Annotated in this window: 20 protein-coding genes and 1 pseudogene; 8 read left to right on the top strand and 13 right to left on the bottom strand. The window is 73.4% G+C overall.

The annotated features are described in order from the left end of the window. The first annotated feature begins 43 nt into the window (after positions 1–43). A pseudogene (locus tag AVW11_RS03605) lies at positions 44–773 on the top strand (class I SAM-dependent methyltransferase). Here AVW11_RS03605 and AVW11_RS03610 read toward each other — a convergent pair. Then, the gene (locus tag AVW11_RS03610) at positions 760–1,752 is read right to left on the bottom strand and encodes an acyl-CoA dehydrogenase family protein (protein ID WP_076043179.1); all 993 of its coding nucleotides are present in this window, start codon (positions 1,750–1,752) and stop codon (positions 760–762) included. The pseudogene AVW11_RS03605 and the gene AVW11_RS03610 sit on opposite strands and share 14 nt — an antisense overlap. After that, on the bottom strand, positions 1,752–2,897 hold the full coding sequence (locus AVW11_RS03615; protein ID WP_076043180.1) for an acyl-CoA dehydrogenase family protein: 1,146 nt from the start codon (positions 2,895–2,897) through the stop codon (positions 1,752–1,754). The genes AVW11_RS03610 and AVW11_RS03615 overlap by 1 nt, the downstream gene beginning before the upstream one ends. 88 nt (positions 2,898–2,985) lie before the next feature. On the opposite strand from AVW11_RS03615, the gene AVW11_RS03620 reads away from it, so the two are divergent. The 3 genes from AVW11_RS03620 to AVW11_RS03630 all read left to right on the top strand — a co-directional run bounded on the left by AVW11_RS03620 (position 2,986) and on the right by AVW11_RS03630 (position 5,690). Continuing rightward, positions 2,986–3,768: an SDR family oxidoreductase gene (locus AVW11_RS03620; protein ID WP_076043181.1), complete on the top strand. Its 783-nt coding sequence runs from the start codon at positions 2,986–2,988 to the stop codon at positions 3,766–3,768. A 138-nt stretch (positions 3,769–3,906) separates the two neighbouring features. Continuing rightward, the gene (locus AVW11_RS03625) at positions 3,907–4,497 is read left to right on the top strand and encodes a TetR/AcrR family transcriptional regulator (protein ID WP_030850853.1); all 591 of its coding nucleotides are present in this window, start codon (positions 3,907–3,909) and stop codon (positions 4,495–4,497) included. A 35-nt stretch (positions 4,498–4,532) separates the two neighbouring features. Then, positions 4,533–5,690: an acetyl-CoA C-acetyltransferase gene (locus tag AVW11_RS03630; protein WP_076043182.1), complete on the top strand. Its 1,158-nt coding sequence runs from the start codon at positions 4,533–4,535 to the stop codon at positions 5,688–5,690. 29 nt (positions 5,691–5,719) lie between these two features. Here the strand turns inward: AVW11_RS03630 and AVW11_RS03635 are convergent, their stop codons facing one another. Then, positions 5,720–6,361 carry an SIMPL domain-containing protein gene (locus AVW11_RS03635; RefSeq protein WP_060178946.1) on the bottom strand — a complete coding sequence of 214 codons (642 nt, stop codon included), beginning with the start codon at positions 6,359–6,361 and terminating at the stop codon, positions 5,720–5,722. Between the two features lie 238 nt (positions 6,362–6,599). On the opposite strand from AVW11_RS03635, the gene AVW11_RS03640 reads away from it, so the two are divergent. Next, positions 6,600–6,803, top strand: a complete 204-nt coding sequence (locus AVW11_RS03640) for a cold-shock protein (RefSeq protein ID WP_008743912.1) — start codon at positions 6,600–6,602, stop codon at positions 6,801–6,803. A 101-nt stretch (positions 6,804–6,904) separates the two neighbouring features. Then, a complete protein-coding gene (locus AVW11_RS03645; RefSeq protein WP_076043183.1) occupies positions 6,905–8,596 on the top strand; it encodes a DEAD/DEAH box helicase in 1,692 nt (563 codons plus the stop codon). Positions 8,597–8,657: 61 nt separating this feature from the next. Here AVW11_RS03645 and AVW11_RS03650 read toward each other — a convergent pair whose 3' ends face one another. The 5 genes from AVW11_RS03650 to AVW11_RS03670 are packed head-to-tail and all read right to left on the bottom strand — an operon-like array spanning position 8,658 to position 13,052. Continuing rightward, complete coding sequence (locus AVW11_RS03650) at positions 8,658–9,587, bottom strand: tyrosine-protein phosphatase (protein ID WP_076043184.1); 930 nt, start codon at positions 9,585–9,587, stop codon at positions 8,658–8,660. A gap of 31 nt (positions 9,588–9,618) precedes the next feature. Next, a complete protein-coding gene (locus AVW11_RS03655) occupies positions 9,619–10,719 on the bottom strand; it encodes an NAD(P)H-dependent flavin oxidoreductase (protein ID WP_060178948.1) in 1,101 nt (366 codons plus the stop codon). Between the two features lie 4 nt (positions 10,720–10,723). Continuing rightward, entirely contained in the window at positions 10,724–11,458 is a 735-nt protein-coding gene (locus tag AVW11_RS03660) for a CoA-transferase subunit beta (RefSeq protein ID WP_030850840.1), read from the bottom strand. Continuing rightward, entirely contained in the window at positions 11,455–12,306 is an 852-nt protein-coding gene (locus tag AVW11_RS03665; protein ID WP_030850837.1) for a CoA transferase subunit A, read from the bottom strand. Before AVW11_RS03665 ends, AVW11_RS03660 begins: the two co-directional genes overlap by 4 nt. Beyond that, the gene (locus AVW11_RS03670) at positions 12,303–13,052 is read right to left on the bottom strand and encodes an enoyl-CoA hydratase family protein (protein ID WP_076043185.1); all 750 of its coding nucleotides are present in this window, start codon (positions 13,050–13,052) and stop codon (positions 12,303–12,305) included. Before AVW11_RS03670 ends, AVW11_RS03665 begins: the two co-directional genes overlap by 4 nt. Positions 13,053–13,108: 56 nt before the next feature. Here AVW11_RS03670 and AVW11_RS03675 point away from each other — a divergent pair, with 56 nt between their 5' ends. After that, positions 13,109–13,873 carry an SDR family oxidoreductase gene (locus AVW11_RS03675; RefSeq protein ID WP_060178950.1) on the top strand — a complete coding sequence of 255 codons (765 nt, stop codon included), beginning with the start codon at positions 13,109–13,111 and terminating at the stop codon, positions 13,871–13,873. A 1-nt stretch (position 13,874) separates the two neighbouring features. Then, positions 13,875–14,798, top strand: coding sequence for an SDR family oxidoreductase (locus tag AVW11_RS03680; RefSeq protein ID WP_076043186.1), 924 nt, complete (start codon positions 13,875–13,877; stop codon positions 14,796–14,798). A 227-nt stretch (positions 14,799–15,025) separates the two neighbouring features. On the opposite strand, the gene AVW11_RS03685 is transcribed toward AVW11_RS03680, so the two are convergent. From AVW11_RS03685 to AVW11_RS03700, 5 genes are all read right to left on the bottom strand, one after another. Then, positions 15,026–15,757 (bottom strand): TetR/AcrR family transcriptional regulator, encoded by a 732-nt coding sequence (locus tag AVW11_RS03685; RefSeq protein ID WP_037833826.1) that lies wholly within the window; start codon positions 15,755–15,757, stop codon positions 15,026–15,028. A gap of 65 nt (positions 15,758–15,822) precedes the next feature. After that, positions 15,823–17,178, bottom strand: coding sequence for an amino acid permease (locus AVW11_RS03690; protein WP_206281871.1), 1,356 nt, complete (start codon positions 17,176–17,178; stop codon positions 15,823–15,825). Beyond that, positions 17,175–17,270 carry a twin-arginine translocation signal domain-containing protein gene (locus tag AVW11_RS36340; protein WP_107423229.1) on the bottom strand — a complete coding sequence of 32 codons (96 nt, stop codon included), beginning with the start codon at positions 17,268–17,270 and terminating at the stop codon, positions 17,175–17,177. The genes AVW11_RS03690 and AVW11_RS36340 overlap by 4 nt, the downstream gene beginning before the upstream one ends. A 132-nt stretch (positions 17,271–17,402) precedes the next feature. After that, a complete protein-coding gene (locus AVW11_RS03695) occupies positions 17,403–18,149 on the bottom strand; it encodes an SDR family NAD(P)-dependent oxidoreductase (protein ID WP_030850819.1) in 747 nt (248 codons plus the stop codon). Between the two features lie 52 nt (positions 18,150–18,201). After that, complete coding sequence (locus AVW11_RS03700) at positions 18,202–19,398, bottom strand: MFS transporter (protein ID WP_076043269.1); 1,197 nt, start codon at positions 19,396–19,398, stop codon at positions 18,202–18,204. Positions 19,399–19,446: the final 48 nt, after the last annotated feature.

The raw sequence follows: 19,446 nt of genomic DNA on the forward strand, positions 1-19,446 counted from the left end.
TGGTACGTGTGATCGAAAACGCGTGATCGAAAACAATGGACGCATGACGACCCGCGCCCGTTCCTTCGACGCCGCAGCCGCTTCCTACGCCGCCCACCGGCCCGGCTACCCGCCGGCCCTCTTCGACGCCGTCGAGGAGCTCGCCGGGCGCCCGCTCGCCGGGGCGCGCGTGGCCGACGTGGGCGCGGGCACCGGGATCGCCACCGCCCTGCTGCACGAGCGCGGCGCCGAGGTGCTCGCCGTGGAGCCCGGGGACGGGATGGCCGCCCAGCTGCGCAGGGGCGCACCCCCAGATCCCGGTCGTGCGCGGCGACGGCGACCGGCTCCCGCTGGCCACCGGCGCGTTCGACCTGCTCACCTACGCCCAGGCCTGGCACTGGACCGACCCGGCCCGCTCGGTCCCCGAGGCCCGCCGCGTGCTGCGGCCCGGCGGCGCGCTCTGCATCTGGTGGAACGACGCGGACCTCACCGTGCCCTGGATCGCCGAGCAGGAGGCACGCCTGGCGGACTTCTTCGGGGCGGCCAAGGGCAGCGGATTCCGTACGCTGCCCCGCGGGCTCGGCGCGTTCACCACCCGCTCCGTGCGCTGGTCCCGGCGCATTCCGCTGGACGCGCACCTCGCCAATCTCGCCAGCCACTCCGCCTTCCTGATGCTGGGCGAGGCCGGCACGCGCGCGTATTTCGCAGCGGAACGGCAGCGGCTGGCCCCGCTCTTCCCCGACGGCACCGTCGAGGAGAGCTACGTGGTCGGCCTCCACGTCACCCGGGTGTGACCGACCGCAGCACCTCCGCGCGGCAGGCCGACGGCGTGCCCCAGGCGTCCCGCAGCGGGCGTGCCTTGCGCAGCCACAGCGACAGGTCCAGCTCCTCGGTGTAGCCGACCGCGCCGTGGAGCTGGAGCGCCGTCATGGCCGCCCGGTACGCGGCCTCGCCGCAGCGCAGCTTCGCGGCCGCCACGTCGCCGGGGGCCGTCGACAGCGCCGCCGCCCACAGCAGCGGGCGGGCGAACTCCAGGGCCAGGAGGGTGTCCGCCAGCCGGTGCTTGACCGCCTGGAAGGAGCCGATCGGCGCCCCGAACTGCGTGCGCTGCTTCACGTACCCGACCGTCCGTGCCAACAGGGCCTCGCCCACCCCCAGGCACTGGGCCGCCGTCAGCAGCCGGGCCCAGCGCCCGGCCGCCGCTGCCGCCCGCGCCACCGCCGGTCCCGCCGCGAGGAGTTCGCCCCCGGCCGCCGAGGGCCGCGACAGCCGCCGCGCGGGGTCCGTCGACCGCAGTACCTCCCCCGTCCCCGGGGCCGCCAGCCGCAGCTCGCCCGCCGCCGAGACGGTGAGGCAGTGCGCCGCCGCGTCCGCGTCCAGGGCGTACGGGCTCCCGCCCGGCAGCGTCAGCGTGGCCCAGGCCTCGCCCGCGACCAGGCCCGGCAGGAACCGCTTGGCGAGCGCCTCGTCCCCCAGCTCCGACAGCAGCACCGACACCGCCGCGCTCTCCACCACCGGACCCGGCATCCCCGCCCGGCCCAGCTCCACGAAGCCGAGCGACAGCTCCAGGGGGAGCAGGCCGGCGCCCTCGTACGCCTCGGGCGCGGCCAGCGCGAAAAGGCCCGTCGCCGCCAGCCGCGACCGCAGCTCGTGGCCGGGCCCGTGATCGCCGTCCGCCCAGGCCCGTACCGCCGCCGGGACCTGCGCCGAGCCCAGCAGCGAGCGCAGCGTACGGGCGAAGTCCGACTGCTCGTCGGTCGGCAGGAAACGCATCAGCGGCGGCCCTTCGGCAGGCCGAGCAGCCGCTCGGCGATGATGTCGCGCTGGATCTCGTTCGTCCCCGCGTAGATCGGCCCGGCCAGCGAGAAGATCCAGGGCTCGGCCCATTCCCCGTCCGCGAGCTCGGCGTCCGCCCCCAGCAGGTCCAGCGCCGTCTCGTGCAGGGCGATGTCGTACTCCGACCAGAACACCTTGTTCAGGCTGGACTCGGCACCGGCGGCCCCGCCCGCGGCGAACCGGGAGGCGCCGGCCCAGGTGAACAGCTCGTAGGCGCGCGCCCCGACCACCGCGTCGGCCACCCGGTCGCGCAGCGCCGTGTCGGCCGGATCGCCCTGCTCCCGCCACAGCGCGGCCAGCCGGCCGGCCGCCGCCAGGAAACGGCCGGGGGAGCGCAGGGTCAGCCCGCGTTCGCTGCCGGTGGTCGACATCGCGATCCGCCAGCCCTGCCCGGGCTCCCCGATCACGTCCTCGTCCGGTACGAAGACCTCGTCGAGGAAGAGCTCCGCGAACGCCGGCTTGCCGTCGAGGCGGCCGATGGGCCGCACCGTGACCCCGGCCGCCCGCAGGTCGAACATCAGGTACGTCAGCCCCTGGTGCGGTTTCGGGGCGTCCGGGTCGGTGCGGAAGATCCCGAAGGCCCGGTCGGCGAACGCCGCCCGCGAGGACCAGGTCTTCTGCCCGGACAGCAGCCAGCCGCCCTCCGTGCGGACCGCGCGCGACGTCAGCGAGGCCAGGTCCGAGCCCGACTCCGGCTCCGACCAGGCCTGAGCCCAGACCACCTCGCCGCTCGCCATCGGCGGCAGCACGCGCGCCCGCTGCTCGGCCGTCGCATGGTCGAAGAGCGTCGGCGCGAGGAGGCTGATGCCGTTCTGCGAGACCCGGCCGGGTGCGCCCGCCGCCCAGTACTCCTCCTCGAAGACCAGCCACTTCACGAGGTCGACGCCGCGGCCGCCGTACTCCTCGGGCCAGGACACCGCCGACCAGCGGTCCGCGTGCAGCACGGCCTCCCACTCCCGGTGCGCGGCGAAGCCCTCCCGCGTCTCCAGCGAGGGCAGGGGGGAGGCGGGCACGTGGTCGGCCAGCCAGGCGCGCGCTTCGGCCCGGAAGGCCTCCACCTCCGCCGTCTGGGTCAGGTCCATCGGATGCCCGCCTCCTCGAACGCCGCCACTTCCCTAACAAGTGTTTGGTAGGTTAACGTACGGCCATGAGCAGCGTCGAGGAGTTCGCATGAACGAGCCCCGGTACACCGCCGGCCACCGCCTGCTGCACGACCGCACCGCCGTCATCACCGCCGCCGCCGGGGCCGGGATCGGCGGGGCCACCGCCCGCCGCTTCCTCGAGGAGGGCGCTCGCGTCGTCATCGGCGACGCACACGCCCGCCGGCTGAAAGAGACCGAGGACGCGCTCACCGCCGAGTTCGGAGCCGGCCGTGTCACCTCCCTGCCCTGCGACGTCACCGACGAGGAGCAGGTCCGCGCCCTGTTCTCGCTCGCCGAACAGGCCCACGGCCGCCTCGACATCGTCGTCAACAACGCCGGGCTCGGCGGCACCGCCGCCCTCGTCGACATGACCGACGAACAGTGGACCCGCGTCCTCGACGTCACCCTGAACGGCACCTTCCGCTGCACCCGCGCCGCCCTGCGCTCCTTCAAGGCCTCGGGCGCCGGCGGAGTCGTCGTCAACAACGCCTCCGTCGTCGGCTGGCGCGCCCAGGCCGGCCAGGCCCACTACGCCGCCGCCAAGGCCGCGGTCATGGCACTCACCCGCTGCGCGGCCCTGGAGGCCGCGGAGTTCGGCGTACGCGTCAACGCCGTCGCCCCCAGCCTGGCCATGCACCCGCACCTGGCGAAGGTCACCAGCGAGGAGCTCCTCGCCGAACTCACCGCCCGCGAGGCCTTCGGCCGGTACGCCGAGCCCTGGGAGATCGCCAACGTCATCGTCTTCCTGGCCAGCGGCTATTCGTCGTACATGACGGGCGAGACGGTGTCCGTCAGCAGCCAGCACCCGTAGCCCGACAATGGACGCGTGCCCACGAACAAGCCGGAAGCCCAGCGCGAAGCCCAGCCCGAAGCCCAGCCCGAAGCCAAGCGCGGCGCCCAGCCGGCGGCCGCGCCGCGAGCCAAGCCGGCGGCCAGGAAGAAGCCGCAGGTGACGCCCTCGCCCGAGCGGCGCCGTGAACTCCTCGACACCGCCGCCGAGGTGTTCGCCGCCCAGGGCTACAACGCCACCACCGTCCGCAAGATCGCCGACGCGGCCGGGATGCTCGCCGGCAGCCTCTACTACCACTTCGACTCCAAGGAGTCGATGCTCGACGAGATCCTCTCCGCCTTCCTCACCGAGCTGTGGGACGGCTACGACGCCGTACTCGCCGCCGATCTCGGCCCCAGGGAGACCATCGAGGCCCTCGTCACCGAGTCCTTCCGCGAGATCGACCGGCACCGCGCCGCCGTCGCGATCTACCAGAAGGAATCCCGCACCCTCTCCGCCCAGCCCCGCTTCCACTACCTGTCCGACTCGCAAGTGAAGTTCGAGAAGGCCTGGCTGGGCACGCTGGAACGGGGAGTCGCCGCCCAGGTCTTCCGGGCCGACCTCGACATCCGCCTCACCTACCGCTTCGTGCGCGACACGGTGTGGGTGGCGGCGTCCTGGTACCGGCCCGGCGGACAGCACAGCCCCGACGAGATCGCCCGCCAGTACCTGTCGATGGTCCTGGACGGGATCGCCCTGCGCCCCACCTGACCGACCCGACCGACCCGACCGTCCGAGGAGTCCCGATGCCCGAGGCCTACATAGTCGACGCCGTACGCACCCCCGTCGGGCGGCGCGGCGGCGGACTGTCCGCCGTCCACCCGGCCGACCTCGGCGCACACGTCCTCAAGGCACTGGTCGAACGCACCGGGGTGGACCCCGCCGCCGTGGAGGACGTGGTCTTCGGCTGCCTCGACACCGTCGGCCCGCAGGCCGGGGACATCGCACGCACCGCATGGCTCGCCGCCGGCCTGCCCGAGGAGGTCCCCGGCGTCACCGTCGACCGCCAGTGCGGCTCCTCCCAGCAGGCGGTGCACTTCGCAGCACAGGGCGTGCTCTCCGGCACCCAGGACCTCGTGGTCGCCGGCGGCACCCAGAACATGTCCATGATCCCCATCGCCTTCGCCTCACGGCAGGCGGCCGAACCCCTCGGCCTCACCGAGGGCCCCTACGCGGGCTCCGCCGGCTGGCGCGCCCGGTACGGCGACGCCCCCGTCAACCAGTTCCACGGCGCCCAGCTGATCGCGCAGCAGTGGGGGATCTCGCGCCGCGACATGGAGGAGTTCGCGCTCACCTCCCACCGGCGGGCCGTGCGCGCCGCCGACGAGGGCCGCTTCGACCGCGAGATCACGCCCTACGGGGACGTGGTCGCCGACGAGGGACCGCGCCGGGACACCACCTTGGAGAAGATGGCGGCCCTCAAGCCCGTCGTCGAGGGCGGCACCATCACCGCCGCGGTCTCCTCCCAGGTCTCCGACGGCGCGGCGGCCATGCTGCTCGCCTCCGAGCGTGCGGTCCGCGTACACGGCCTGCGGCCGCGGGCCCGCGTCCACCACCTCTCCGTGCGCGGCGAGGACCCCATCCGCATGCTGTCCGCGCCCATCCCGGCGACGGCGTACGCGCTGAAGAAGACCGGCATGTCGCCGGCCGACATCGACCTGGTGGAGATCAACGAGGCCTTCGCCCCCGTGGTGCTGGCCTGGCTGAAGGAGACCGGCGCCGACCCGGACCGCGTCAACGTCAACGGCGGCGCCATCGCCCTGGGCCACCCGCTGGGCGCGACCGGGGTCAGGCTGATGACCACCCTCCTGCACGAGCTGGAGCGCACCGGCGGCCGCTTCGGCCTCCAGACCATGTGCGAGGGCGGCGGCCAGGCCAACGTGACGATCATCGAACGCCTGTAGCCGCCGGCCGGCCGCCCCCGCGGCGGAAGTCAGGAGGCGGGCAGCAGGGCGAAGCCGAGGAGGACCGCGGCGTCGACGCGCACCGAGCCAGGCGACAGCGTGCCGTCGTGCTCGTGGTCCGCGCGCCCGGCGCTGCGGCCGTGGCCGCCGACCGACTCCGGGTTCACGTCCTCGATGTGGATCACTGTCCCCAGATCGATCCCGCAGGCCTCCGCGTACACCTCGGCCTTGCGGCGGGCGGCCTCGACCGCACGGGCCCGCGCCTCGTCGCGCATCGCGGGCTTGTCGCGGACCTCGAAGCGGACGTCGTCGACACGGTTCGCACCGGCCGTGACGGCGTCCTCGATCAGCAGCTCGAGCCGGTCCAGCGCCTCCGTCCGCACCGTGTACTTCGCCTCGCAGGTGTAGCCGAGGAAGGTCCGCTCCGCGCCGTACCCGCTGTACTGCGAGGTCAGCCGGAGCCGGGAGCCGGATACGTCCGCGTCCGGTATCCCGTGCTCCCGCAGGGTCTCCCGCAGCCGCGCCACCGCCGCCCCCGCCTCGGCGAAGGCCACCTTCGGCGTCGGGGCGAGGAGGTCGACCGCGAGGTCCACGAAGGCGAGACTGGGTTCGGCGGACACGCTGCCCGCGCCGAGCACACTGAGCCCCCAGGGCTCTCTGATCGCTGCCATCCCATGATCAAACCAGGCGGCGGAGCCCGCCACCAGGGGCTTTCGGTACCACCGGGGGCGGAGGTCACACCCACCCGTCCGCACCTCGGGACCGAGGTGTGCTAGCTTAGGGAGCGTTGCAGTTGTGGTACCCATGAACTTTATGTGCGCCTGACGGGAATGTTCCTCAGGCGCTTTTATTGTTTTTTTGCCGGAATCTCCGGATGGGGCCCTTTGCCGCCTATTCAGGAGATTTAAAATGGCACTTGGCACCGTGAAGTGGTTCAACTCGGAAAAGGGCTTCGGCTTCATCGAGCAGGACGGTGGCGGTCCGGACGTCTTCGCCCACTACTCGAACATCGCCACCCAGGGCTTCCGTGAGCTCACCGAGGGCCAGCGCGTGTCCTTCGACGTGACGCAGGGCCAGAAGGGCCCCCAGGCGGAGAACATCCTCCCCGCCTAATTCCTTCAGCATGCCGGGGTCCGCACCGAGAGGTGCGGGCCCCGGCTTGTCTGCTGTCTCGACTTTTGTTTTACCTGCCGGTTTCAGGAGGGCTTTCTCGCATGACCAGCTCCAGCTCCGCACGACCCAGCCGCCGCCCCAACCGGGGACGAGGAGCGGCCCAGGGACGTCCGAAGGCTGGCGCGGGACGGCAGAAGTCCGCCCCGCCCGCACCCCGGCCCCAGGAATTCACCATGCCCGAGCCGGCCGTCCCGGCGCTGCCGCCGGTCGCCGCGTTCGAGGACATGGACATGCCCGAGGCGCTGCTGAAGACCCTCGCGGCCCAGGGCGTCACCGAGCCGTTCCCCATCCAGGCCGCGACCCTGCCGAACTCCCTCGCCGGCCGCGACCTGCTCGGCCGCGGCCGCACCGGCTCCGGCAAGACCCTCGCCTTCGGCCTGGCGCTGCTGGCCCGTACCGCCGGCCGCCGCGCGGAGCCGAAGGCGCCGCTCGCGATGGTCCTCGTACCGACCCGCGAGCTCGCGCAGCAGGTCACCGACTCCCTCGCCCCGTACGCCACGGCCGTCAACCTGCGCATCGCCACCGTCGTCGGCGGCATGTCGATCAACCGGCAGTCGGGCGCCCTGCGCCGCGGCGCCGAGGTGCTCGTCGCCACCCCCGGCCGCCTGAAGGACCTCATCGACCGCGGTGACGCGGACCTCTCGCAGGTGTCGATCACCGTCCTCGACGAGGCCGACCAGATGACCGACATGGGCTTCATGCCGCAGGTCACCGCGCTGCTCAAGCAGGTCCGGCCGGAGGGCCAGACCATGCTCTTCTCGGCGACCCTCGACAAGAACATCGACAAGCTCGTCAAGATGTTCCTCAGCGACCCGGTCGGCCACTCCGTCGACCCGTCGGCCGGCGCGGTCACCACCATGGAGCACCACGTCCTGTACGTCATGGACGAGACCGACAAGAAGGCCGTGGCGACGCGCATAGCCGCCCGCGACGGCCGGGTGATCATGTTCGTGGACACCAAGCGCGGCGTGGACCGCATGGTCAAGAAGCTCCTGGCGGACGGCGTGCGCGCCTCCGGCCTGCACGGCGGCCGCTCGCAGCCGCAGCGCAACCGCACCCTGGACTGGTTCAAGACGGGCGAGGTCACCGCGCTGATCGCCACCAACGTGGCGGCCCGCGGCATCCACATCGACGACCTCGACCTCGTCGTCAACGTGGACCCGCCCACCGACCACAAGGACTACCTGCACCGCGGCGGCCGCACCGCGCGCGCCGGCGAGTCCGGCAGCGTGGTCACCCTCGTGCTGCCCGACCAGAAGCGGGACATGACCCGGCTGATGTCGGACGCCGGGATCTCCCCGCGCACCGCGCAGATCAAGTCCTCCGACGAGGAACTGGCCCGGCTGACCGGCGCCAAGGAGCCCTCGGGCATCCCGGTGGTGCTGGAGGTGCCGCAGCAGCCCGCACCGAAGGCACGCAACGGCTCCGGCTCCGGTTCGGGCTCCGGCTCGCGCCGCCGCTCCGGCGGTCCGCGCACCGGTGCCGCCACCGGCGGCGCCCCGGCGGCCGGCGGCCGCGGCCGCCGCTCCGGCGGCGGCTCCGGCCAGGCCCCCGCGGCCTCCGCCCCGGGCCAGGCCCGTCGCGGCGGCCAGGGCGCCGGTCAGGCCGGCGCGGCCGGCGGCTCCGGCGAGCGCGGCCGACGCGGCGCGGGCGGCTCCGGCGGCGGCGCCGCCGCGGCCTCCGCGCGCAGCCGGGTCGGCACCGGCAGCCAGGGCCGCCGCCGCACCGGCTGACCTGGACCCCGTGTCGTAGGCCGACGGGCAGTGCCTCGCGCACTGCCCGTCGGCGTATCCGCTACCGGACCAGCCTGGTCTGGAGCTTCGCCAGCGTCCGCAGGTCCAGGCCGAGGCCCTGCGTCAGGTAGCCGTAGAGGCCGCCGTAGTCCGCCTCCATCTGCGCCGTCGCCGAGTCCAGGTAGTCCTGGCGGACCTCCTGGAGCGGGATCAGCAGGTCCGGGTTCTGCATCAGGCCCGACTGCTTCAGGCCCGCCCGCACCTTCGCGTCGTAGGCGGCGCGGAAGGTGTTCGACGCCAGGTAGTCGCGCCCGGCGGTTTCCTCGGGCACGGCGAGGGCCCGCAGCAGCACGTAACTCATCCAGCCGGTCCGGTCCTTGCCGGACGTGCAGTGGTACAGGACCGGGCCCTGCCGGCCGTCCGCGAGCTCCCGCAGGGTCGCCGCGAACTGCGCCCGGTTCTCGGGGCTGGTCACGAAGGTGCGGTAGATGTCGCGCATGTAGGCCTCGGCGCGGCCGCCGCCCAGCATCTGCTCCTGGGTGACGGGGTCGCCGCTGCCGATGGCCCCAACGAGCGTGCCGTAGAGGCCGAGATCGCTGACCGGGCGGGCGGTGGCGGAGAGGCCGGCCGGCAGCCTGTCGGCGCCGTCGTACCGGACCTCCATCGGGATGCGGAAGTCGACGACCTTCGTGAGGCCGAGACCGGAGACGGTGGTGACGTCCGCGTCGGTCAGCTTGCTCAGTGCGTCGGAGCGGTAGACGAGGCCCTGGCGGACCTGCCCGCCGGTCCAGGTGCGGTAGCCGCCGAGGTCGCGGACGTTGACGGCGCCCTGGAGGACGATCTGGCGAATCGTTTCGTCCTGCTGCTGGTGGTACCGGGCACCGGTCCCGGCTGCGGGCGCCGCCGCCGCGTACGCGGCGCTCGGCAGGGCGGCGAGGGCGAAGGCGGCGACGGCCGCTGCGACCCCTCTGCGGATGCTGACACGGCTCATGGGAGCGACTCCTGTGAGGGAGAACGGGGGATCACCCTGGTGGTGGCAGGGCGTCGAGCGAGTGCGGCCCGTGCGGCCCGTGCGACCCGTGGAGGCTGTCCAGCACGCAGTGGGCCTCGGCCATGACGCGGCGGACGAGCTCCGCACAGGACGGAAGGTCGTCGATCACCCCCGCGACCTGGCCCGATGCCATGACGCCGAGGTCCGTACGGCCCTCGACCATGGACGCCTTGAGGAGCATAGGAGTGTTCGCGGCGAGCAGGACCTGGCTCCAGGACAGGTCCTTGCCGTGCTTCATCGCCAGGCCGTCGCGGACCATCTGCGGCCAGCTCAGACCGGACAGCTTCCGCAGGCCCGCCGCGTGCCGGACCGCCCGGACCAGCGCCCGGGCCCGGCCGGCCCGCTCCAGGGACTCCACCAGCTCCGTCCGCAGCATGCGGTGCGGGAGCCCGTCGACGGCCGTGGTGACCGTGACGTCCCGGACCGTCGCCTTCAGGTATGCGGCCTTCACCGCGTCCGGGACGGTCGAGTCCGACGTCAGCAGGAACCGGGTGCCCATCGCGATGCCCGCCGCCCCGTACGCCAGGGCCGCCACCAGGCCGCGGCCGTCCGCGAAGCCGCCCGCCGCGACCACCGGGATGTCCACGGCATCCACGACCTGCGGCAACAGCACGGTCGTGGCCACGTCACCGGTGTGCCCGCCGCCCTCGCCGCCCTGCACGATCACCGCGTCGGCGCCCCAGGCCGCCACCTTCTCGGCATGCCGCCGGGCCCCGACCGACGGGATGACGACGACGCCCGCGTCCTTCAGCCGGCCGATCAGCTCCCGGGAGGGCGCGAGCGCGAAGGAGGCGACCCGCACGCCCTCGTCGATGACGAGCCGGACGCGCTCGGGCGCGTCCCCGGCGTCCGCGCGCAGGTTGACGCCGAAGGGGGTCCCCTCCGGGACGCGGGAGCGGACCTCGCGGACCGCCGACCGCAGCTGCTCCGTCGTCATCGTCGCCGAGGCCAGGATGCCCAGGGCGCCGGCGTTCGCCGCGGCCGACACCAGTCGGGGGCCGGCGACCCACCCCATGCCCGTCTGCACCACGGGGTGTTCGACCCCGACCAGCCTCGTGAACGCCGTCTCCACCGGATCAGCCCCGCACTTCCCGGTCGCGCAGACCCTGCGGATCGATCACCTCGCGGATCAGCCGCAACTCGTGCCCGGTCGGCTCCCGCGTGTACGGGACCTCGTCCGGCAGCGCCAGCTCGAAGCCGGTCGCCGCCCGGACCTCCTCGACGGTGACCCCCGGGTGCAGGGAGGCCAGCCGCATCGTGCGGCCCGGGCCGGCGAAGTCGAGGACGCCCAGGTCGCTGACGACCCGCGGCAGCCGGTGGAACCGGGTGACCCCGGCCTGCGCGGCCCGGTCGTGGCCGACGCCGCTGACCATGTCGACGCGCTCGACGAACACCCGCGTCGAATGCTTCGGGATCCAGTAACTCACCGGATTGTTCAGGGTGTTCACGGGCGCGCCGCGCACCCCGAGGAGCTGGCGGGCCGGCCGCTCCCAGTCCCCGATGCAGGAGATGTTCTGGTTGCCGAACCGGTCGATCTGGCTCGCGCCCATCATCACGTGCCGCCGGCCGCCGGTGACCATGGTCAGGTGGCGCCGGTACGGGAGCCACCCCTCGACCGTGCCGTCGAGCCCGACGAGCATGGCCTCCCCGTCCGTCAGCAGCAGGTCGGGGGAGAAGGTCCGCTTGGCCAGCCGCGCCCCGAACGAGGGAATCAGGCCCATCGGGCTGGCGAGCACCTCGCCGTCGCCCCGCCAGGCCTCGGCGCACGCGATCACGCAGTACTCGGCGCGGGTGGCGGTCGTCGCGGTCACTGCTGCTCCTCGTGCCAGGCCCGGACGGCCAGCTGGTAGTCGCGCTCGGACGCGCCGGACAGGAAGCGGGCCGAGAACTCGGGCCAGGGGGTGCCCGCGTAGAGCTTCTGGAAGGCCTCGTCGCGGCCGTGGTCGGGGACGCAGGAGGTGAAGTGCGCGCCGTTCGGGGTCTCCACCACCCCGGTGACGGAGTGTCGGCTGACCAGGAGGGACTGCGGCGGGCCGGCCTTGGCGAGCTCGGCGGTCTCGACGAGCTGCTCGCAGGAGACGTAGGCGGCGTCGGCGGCCTCGCAGAACAGGTCGTCGAAGTACGGGTCGGGACCCAGGTACTGGGCGTTGCCGAGGCGGTCGGCGCGGTTGAGGTGGACCAGGGCGGCGTCCATGCGCAGGGCGGGGACGGCGACGAGCTCCTCGCCGTCGCCGTAGGGGGAGGTCACCGTGCGCAGCTCGGGGTTGACCCGCATCACGTCGGAGCCGAGGCCGGCCCGGACCGGCAGGAAGGGCAGCCGGTTGGCGGCGGCGTGCAGGCCCCACATGAACATGGCCTCGTCGTACTCGGTGAGCGCGAAGGCGGCCCCCTCGCGTGCGGCCCGGAAATGGGGCTCCAGCGCGATGGAGTCGAGGGTGGCGAAAGGGGCGACGAGCCGGCGGATCCGGCCCGCGGCCGCCAGCAGCCCGACGTCGGGCCCACCGTAGGAGACCACGGTGAGATCGGTGATCTCGGATCGGAGCAGGGCTCTGACCAGGGCCATGGGCTTGCGCCGGGACCCCCAGCCGCCGATCCCGAGGGTCATCCCGCTCCTCAGCTGCCCGACCACCTCTTCGACGGTCATGGACTTGTCGCTCATGCGCGGTCCTCCTTCCCGAAGGTGTCGCGGACCCGGCCGGCCACCCCGCTCAGGTTGGCCTCGAAGGTGAAGCCCTGCTCGAAGCGGTAGCTGCGGCGCACGTCCACGGGGTCGATGCCGTTGATTGCCGCCTTCGCCAGCCGGATCAGGCAGCCGTCCTTCTGCGCGATCTCGGCGGCCAGGTCCAGGGCGGCCCCGCGCAGCGCTCCGGGCGGCACCACGCTCCAGACCGAGCCGTGGGCGTGCAGTTCGGCGGCGGTGGCGGTGCGCGAGGTGTAGTAGAGGGCGCGCATCAGGTGCTGGGGGACCAGCCGGGCCAGATGGGTGGCCGCGCCGAGCGCGCCCCGGTCGAGCTCGGGCAGGCCGAAGACGGCGTCGTCGGAGGCGACGATCGCGTCGGCGTTGCCGACCAGGCCGATCCCGCCGCCCAGGCAGAAGCCGTTGACGGCCGCGACGACCGGCACCTCGCACTCGTAGACGGCGGCGAACGCCTCGTAGCAGCCCCGGTTGGCGCCGAGGAGGGCCGCGTGGCCGGTGTCGCGCTGCATCTCCTTGATGTCGACACCCGCGTTGAAGCCGCGGCCGTCGGCGGCGAGGACCACGCAGCGGACCTCGGGGTCGCGGCCGGCGGTCCGCAGAGCGTCGGCGAGGTCGTACCAGCCCTGCACGGGCAGCGCGTTGACGGGCGGGAAGTCGACCGTGACCAGTGCGACGCCCTTGTCCGGGCGGGAGGTGGAGACACCCATGAGAGGATCAGCTACCTTTCCACCAAACATTTGTTAGGTGAGGAAGGTAGCAGCCGATGGAGCTCGACGGGAGGGTTGTCGTCGTCACCGGCGGAACCAGGGGCGTGGGCGCCGGCATCGCCCGGTCGTTCCTCGCGGCCGGCGCGGAGGTCGCCGTCTGCGCCCGGCGGCCCCCGGACGAACCGGTGTCGGCGGACGGCCGGCAGGCCTCCTTCACCCCGCTCGACCTGCGCGACCAGGGCGCCGTGCGGGACTTCTTCGACGCGGTCGCCGACCGGTACGGGCGCCTCGACTGCCTGGTCAACAACGCGGGCGGAACCCCCTACCGCCTCCTCGGCGAGGGCGAGGCCGAACGCCACGCACGGGTCGTCGAACTCAACCTGCTCGCCCCGATGACGGCCGCACTGGCGGCCCGCCCCTGGCTCGGGCGGACCCGGGGCTCGGTGGTGATGATCGGCAGCGTCAGCGGGACCCGCCCCTCACCGGGGACGGCGGCCTACGGGGCCGCCAAGGCGGGCCTGGAGAATTTGGCCCGCTCGATGGCCGTCGAGTGGGCCCCCGACATCCGGGTGAACACCCTGGTCCTCGGCATGGTGCGGACCGAACTCGCCCACCTGCACTACGGGGACGACGCCGGGATCGAAGCGGTCGGGGCGACCGTCCCGCTGGGGCGGCTCGCCGAACCGGCCGACGTCGGCGACGCGGCGGTCTTCCTCGCCTCCGACCGGGCGCGGTACGTCAGCGGGGCGAGCCTGCTGGTGCACGGCGGCGGGGAGCGCCCGGCGTTCCTGGATGCGGCAACTGTCAACAAGGAGAGCTGAGATGGCGGGACTGTGCGAGGGCCGGGTCGTGGTCGTGACGGGCGCGGGGCGGGGACTGGGCCGGGCCCACGCCCTGGCCTTCGCCGCGGAAGGGGCGAAGGTCGTCGTCAACGACCTGGGCGTGGGCCTGGACGGGCTGCCCGGGCCCGAGAGCCCGGCGGCGCAGGTGGTGCGGGAGATCGAGGAGCAGGGCGGCGAAGCCGTGGCGCACGGCGGGGACATCGCGACACCGCAGGGCGCGGACTCCCTGGTCGAGGCCGCCCTCGACGCGTTCGGACGGCTGGACACCCTCGTCAACAACGCCGGTTTCCTACGGGACCGGATGCTGGTCAACCTGGACGAGGACGACTGGGACGCCGTCATGCGGGTCCACCTCAAGGGGCACTTCCTGCCGCTGCGGGCCGCCGCCGCGTGGTGGCGGGCGCAGGCGAAGGCGGGCCGCCCGGCGGCCGCCCGGGTGGTCAACACCTCCTCCGGGGCGGGGCTGCTGGGCTCCGTCGGCCAGGGCAACTACAGCGCCGCCAAGGCGGGCATCCTCGGCCTGACCCTGGTCGCGGCCGCCGAGATGGGCCGGTACGGGGTCCAGGTCAACGCGATCGCCCCGGCCGCCCGGACGCGCATGACCGAGCGGACCTTCGCGCAGACCATGGCCGCCCCCGAGGACGGCGGCTTCGACGCGATGGCCCCCGAGAACGTCTCACCGCTCGTGGTCTGGCTCGGCGCGGACGCCTCGGCCGGGGTCACCGGACGGGTCTTCGAGACCGAAGGCGGCCGGATCACGGTCATGGAGGGCTGGCGGCCGGGCCCCACCGCCGACCGCGGCACCCGCCGCACCCCCGCCGAAGCGGGCGAGACGACACTCGAACTCCTGGCCTCCGCCGAACCGCCGCTCCCGGCCTACGGATCCGGCCCGGCCCGGGGGTGACCGGCCGATCAGGGCCGGACGGCCCGGGCCCGTCCACGATCCACCGACCCCCTCGGGGGCGTCTCGCCGGCCGGGCCGGGCCCGGGCCACCCGGGCTGTCCGAACCCGGTCCGCCGGACACCGCCCGGCGGTGTCCGGCCGACCCGGCCGGGTTCCCGGCCCGCGGGTCGTCGGGCGGCGCTCCGCCCGGCCGTCCTGCGGCGCTCCGGCGCTCCGGCGCTCCGGCGCTACGGCGCGGGCACGGTCCGGGTCGCGTCCGCGGGCGGCTTCTCCAGGCCGAGCATCTCCAGGGCCGAGTCCATCTCCGCCTGGAACAGCACCCGCGGGTTCGCGTCCGGGCCGAACTGGCGGTACACCTCCAGCGCTACGGGGCCGTACATCCGGCCCCACACCCGCAGCGACGCCAGCAGCGCCTGCGGCGGGAGGTGGGGGAAGCACTCGCGGGCGAGCGCGGCCAGGGAGGGGACGAAGTCGGCCCACTCCGCCTCGGCCCGCTTGAGCTGCTCGGGCGCCTGCGGCCAGGCGGCGTCGACCAGGCCGAGGAGGATCATGCAGCATCGGCGGGCGGCCGCCACGACGATGTCGGCCGTCGGGGCGTACCCGGGGGAGCTGTCGCCGTAGGTGAGGCGGAACTCCGCCGGGTGGGTGCGGGCCCACTCCCGGAAGGTGCCCGCGACCGCGAGCAGCCGGGCCGCGGTCGCGTCCTCGGGGAGCGCGTCCCGGGCCGCCTCCTGCTGGTCGGCCAGCCGGTTGTAGGTGTCCGCGGCCAGCGTCGCCAGCAGGTCGTCCCGGGTGTCGAAGTAGCCGTACAGGGCCGCCGCCGTCATGCCCATCTCGCGGGCGATGCCGCGCAGGGTGATCCCCGCGACGTCGCCGGCGGCGAGCAGGCCGAGCGCGACCTCCTTGATCTGCGCGGTGGTCTCGATCCGAAGGCGTTCGCGGCGGGACAGGGTCTGCATGGCGGGGGCTCCTCCTCAAGGACTGGGCGAGAGAGTGTCGCACCCCCCGTACAAACACCGTTTACTTACCTTACCGTGTTGACGAACGGCAACTCGCCGGTCCTGCGCCGCCCCCGCGTCAGGACGCACGCCGCCAGCACCACCCCCAGACTGCCCAGGCTCATCAGCAGTTGAGGCCGCGTCTGCGCGGTGAACAGCATGGAGCACAGGACCGCCGACAGCGCCAGCACCACCAGCACCGTCAGGTACGGGAACCCCCACATCCGGAAGGTCAGCCTCTCCGGCTCGGTCCGCTCGGTCCGGATCCGCAGCACGAACTGGGAGAGGGCGATCCCCAGATACATGATGACCAGCACGGCGCCGGTCGAGTTGAGCAGGAAGGGGAACGTCCGCCCGGGGCTCACCGCCTGCGCCACGACCGCCCCGCAGCCCACCACGGTGCCGAGCAGGACCGCCCGCCGCGGCACGGCCGCCCAGCGCGGCGCGTCCCCGTGCCCGGCCAGCGTGTGCAGCATGCGCGAGGAGGCGTACAGCGTGGAGCCCAGTACGGACAGCAGCGCGGTCAGGATCACCGCGCTCATCGCGGACGCCGCGTAGGGCACCCCGATCCGGTCCAGCGCCGTCACGTACGGGCTCTCCCCGCCGGTGATCTGCGGCCAGGGCACGATCGCGACCACCAGCAGCACCGAGCCGAGGAAGAACACCAGGATCCGCCAGACGATCTGACGGGTCGCCCGCGCGACGGCCCGGCCCGGATCGGGGCACTCGGCGGCCGCGACCGCCACGATCTCCGTCCCGCCGAAAGCGAAGACGACGCCGACGGTCGCGGTGAGGACGGCGCCGAACCCGTGCGGGGCGAAACCCCCGTGCGCCGTGAGGTTCCCCAGCGCCGGACCGGACGTCCCGCCGCCCAGCAGGTACGCCCCGCCCAGGACGAGGAACGCGAGGATCGCACCGATCTTGACGATCGCGAACCAGAACTCCGCCGTCCCGAAGGACCGGCTGGAGCGCAGGTTCACCGCCGTCAGCGCCCCCAGCAGCACCAGGCTGCACGTCCACGCCGGCACCTGCGGCAGCCACCCGTGCACGATCTGCCCGCCCGCGATCGCCTCGATGGCCACGATCGCGACGAAGGCGTACCAGTAGAGCCAGCCGACCGTGAAGCCCGCCCAGTCGCCGAAGGCGAGGCGGGCGTAGTCGGCGAAGGAGCCGGCCATCGGGCGGGCCGCCACCATCTCGCCGAGCATCCGCATGACCAGCAGCACCAGCAGCCCGGCCAGCGCGTAGCTGACCAGGGCGGCCGGGCCGGCCGCCCGGACGGTCTCCGCCGAGCCGACGAAGAGGCCGGTGCCGACCGCGCCGCCCATGGCCATCATGGTCAGGTGGCGGCTGCGGAACGTCTGCCCGCCGCCGTCCGTCACAGCGCGACCGGCAGCTTGTGGCGGAAGGCTGTTCCGGCGCCCGCGGCGACGGCGGAGGCGGCGAGGAATCCGCGGCGGTCCAGATGCGGCATGACAGGTTCCCTTGCGTGCGCGAGTGCGGTACGTGGTGCGGTGCGTGGGGGAGGGGGGAGGGGGAGCCGGGCCCCGGGGCGGAGCAGGGGGCTCGATGCGGATCCGGGGCCCGGCGTCAGGGGGCGGGGCCGTCAGGCGTTGGCGCCGCCGTCGACGGTCAGCGTGGTGCCCGTGACGAACGAAGCCTCGTCGCTCGCCAGGTAGAGGACGGCGCTCGCGATCTCCTCGGCGCGGCCGTAGCGCCCGAAGACGTTCAGGCCGCGCTGGAAGTCGGCGGACGGGCCGTCGGCCGGGTTCATGTCGGTGTCGATCGAGCCGGGCGCCACCTGGTTCACGGTGATGGCGCGCTCGCCCAGGTCCCGGGCGAGGCCCACGGTCAGGCCGTGGACGGCCGCCTTCGACATGGCGTACGGGGTGAAGCCCGGAGCGGGCACCTGCGTGGCGAGGCAGGAGCCGATGTTCACGATGCGGCCGCCGTCGGGCATGGACCGCGCGACGGCCTGGGCGGTGAGGAAGGCGCCGCGGACGTTGATGTCCAGGGTCCGGTCGAGGGTGGCGAGCGGCACCTCGGCGAGGGGCGGGCAGGTCATGTCCGCGTAACCGGCGTTGTTGACGAGGATCCGCACCGGGCCGAGTTCGCGCACGACCCGGTCCACGGCCGCGGTGACGGCCTCGGCGTCGGCGGCGTCGGCCTCGACGGTCACGGCGCGCCGGCCCAGCGCCCGCACCTGGTCGGCGACCTCCTCGGCCTGTTCCTTGTTCGAGCGGTAGGTGACCGCGACGTCGGCGCCGTGGGCGGCGAGCGTACGGGCGATCTCGGCGCCGATGCCGCGGGAGCCGCCGGTCACCAGGGCCACGCCGTGGAGTGTGGTCGTCACATTGATTCCTCTTCTGTGCGGGGGTGTCGGGCGATCCGGAAGGGTGCCGGGCTCAGGCCGTGGCCGGCTGCCGCTCGGTGGCGGCAGGGGAGGAGCCGTCGGTGCCGCCCTTCGCGCTCCGCAGGTCCGGAAGGAGGGTGAACAGACCGAGGAAGGCCATGACCACGCCCAGTACGAGCGGCGCCCGGAGCCCGTAGGCGTTGATCCCGACACCGCCGAGCCAGGAGCCGATGACGATGCCGAGGGTGATGAAGGACGAGTGCACGGTGTTGACCAGCGGGCGGGCGTTCGCGGTGCGCTGGACCCGGGTGATCATGCAGGGGTTCATCGTGACGCCGACCAGGCCGATGCCCATCATGAAGATCAGGGCGGGCGCGGTGACCTCGGCGAAGAGGGCGAAGCCGGCGAGGAAGACCATGTTCAGGCCGAGCCCGACGAGCTGGGTCACGATGGTGTGCCGGTCGGCGAAGCGGCCCACGATGTTGTTGCCGACGACGGTCGCGGCGCCGTAGGCGACGAGCAGCCAGGGCACCGCTCCCTCGCTGAAGCCCGTGAGCTCGGTGAGGATCGGGGTGAAGTAGCTGAACGCCGAGAAGGTCGCGCCGATGATCAGCGTGGAGGTGGAGAACACCAGCCACAGCCGGGGGTTCTTGAAGGCGCGCATCTCCTCCCTGACGGAGGAGCCGCCCTCCGACTCGGCGCCGGTCACGGACGGTACGCCGAAGACCGTGGCCAGGGCCGCGACCACGGTCAGGGCGGAGATCGCCCAGAACGCGGCCCGCCAGCCCAGCTGCCCGCCCACGAAGGTGGAGATGGGCAGGCCGAGCAGGGTGCCGAGCATCAGGCCGTTCATGGCGGCGCCGATGGCCTTGCCGCGTATCTCGGGTTCGGTGATCTCGGCGACGACCGAGAGCGACACGCCGAAGAAGGCGGAGGAGGCGACACCGGTGATGACGCGGCCGACGGCCATCGTCGTGTAGTCGGTGGACAGCGCGGCCAGGATGTTGCCGCCGAGGAAGACGGCGAAGAGGACCATCAGGGCGCTCTTGTGCGGGAGCTTCAGCACGGCGGTCGCCAGGAACGGCCCGCCGAGGGCCATGGCGACGGCGAACGCCGTGATGAGGTAGCCGACTTGGGGGATGGTGGCACCCAGCCCCTCGGAGATCTGGGGCATCAGGCCGGCCACCACGAATTCGCTGGTGACCATGGCGAAGATGCCGAGGGCGAGGACGTACACGGCCTTGGGCACGGCCGTCACCACCTTTCTGTAAATAAACGATCGTTCCAGAACTTGGGC

The sequence above is a fragment of the Streptomyces amritsarensis genome, assembly GCF_001953875.1.
In the GTDB taxonomy this organism is placed as follows: Bacteria; Actinomycetota; Actinomycetes; order Streptomycetales; family Streptomycetaceae; genus Streptomyces; species Streptomyces amritsarensis.

Bases quoted from the DNA above. Each gene is read 5' to 3' on its own strand.
- AVW11_RS03645 (WP_076043183.1), top strand. From the start codon at position 6,905: ATGACCAGCTCCAGCTCCGCACGACCCAGCCGCCGCCCCAACCGGGGA.
- AVW11_RS03685 (WP_037833826.1), bottom strand. From the start codon at position 15,757: ATGCAGACCCTGTCCCGCCGCGAACGCCTTCGGATCGAGACCACCGCG.
- AVW11_RS03680 (WP_076043186.1), top strand. From the start codon at position 13,875: ATGGCGGGACTGTGCGAGGGCCGGGTCGTGGTCGTGACGGGCGCGGGG.
- AVW11_RS03630 (WP_076043182.1), top strand. From the start codon at position 4,533: ATGCCCGAGGCCTACATAGTCGACGCCGTACGCACCCCCGTCGGGCGG.
- AVW11_RS36340 (WP_107423229.1), bottom strand. From the start codon at position 17,270: ATGCCGCATCTGGACCGCCGCGGATTCCTCGCCGCCTCCGCCGTCGCC.
- AVW11_RS03635 (WP_060178946.1), bottom strand. From the start codon at position 6,361: ATGGCAGCGATCAGAGAGCCCTGGGGGCTCAGTGTGCTCGGCGCGGGC.
- AVW11_RS03615 (WP_076043180.1), bottom strand. From the start codon at position 2,897: ATGGACCTGACCCAGACGGCGGAGGTGGAGGCCTTCCGGGCCGAAGCG.
- AVW11_RS03640 (WP_008743912.1), top strand. From the start codon at position 6,600: ATGGCACTTGGCACCGTGAAGTGGTTCAACTCGGAAAAGGGCTTCGGC.
- AVW11_RS03610 (WP_076043179.1), bottom strand. From the start codon at position 1,752: ATGCGTTTCCTGCCGACCGACGAGCAGTCGGACTTCGCCCGTACGCTG.
- AVW11_RS03665 (WP_030850837.1), bottom strand. From the start codon at position 12,306: ATGAGCGACAAGTCCATGACCGTCGAAGAGGTGGTCGGGCAGCTGAGG.
- AVW11_RS03650 (WP_076043184.1), bottom strand. From the start codon at position 9,587: ATGAGCCGTGTCAGCATCCGCAGAGGGGTCGCAGCGGCCGTCGCCGCC.
- AVW11_RS03675 (WP_060178950.1), top strand. From the start codon at position 13,109: ATGGAGCTCGACGGGAGGGTTGTCGTCGTCACCGGCGGAACCAGGGGC.
- AVW11_RS03620 (WP_076043181.1), top strand. From the start codon at position 2,986: ATGAACGAGCCCCGGTACACCGCCGGCCACCGCCTGCTGCACGACCGC.
- AVW11_RS03670 (WP_076043185.1), bottom strand. From the start codon at position 13,052: ATGGGTGTCTCCACCTCCCGCCCGGACAAGGGCGTCGCACTGGTCACG.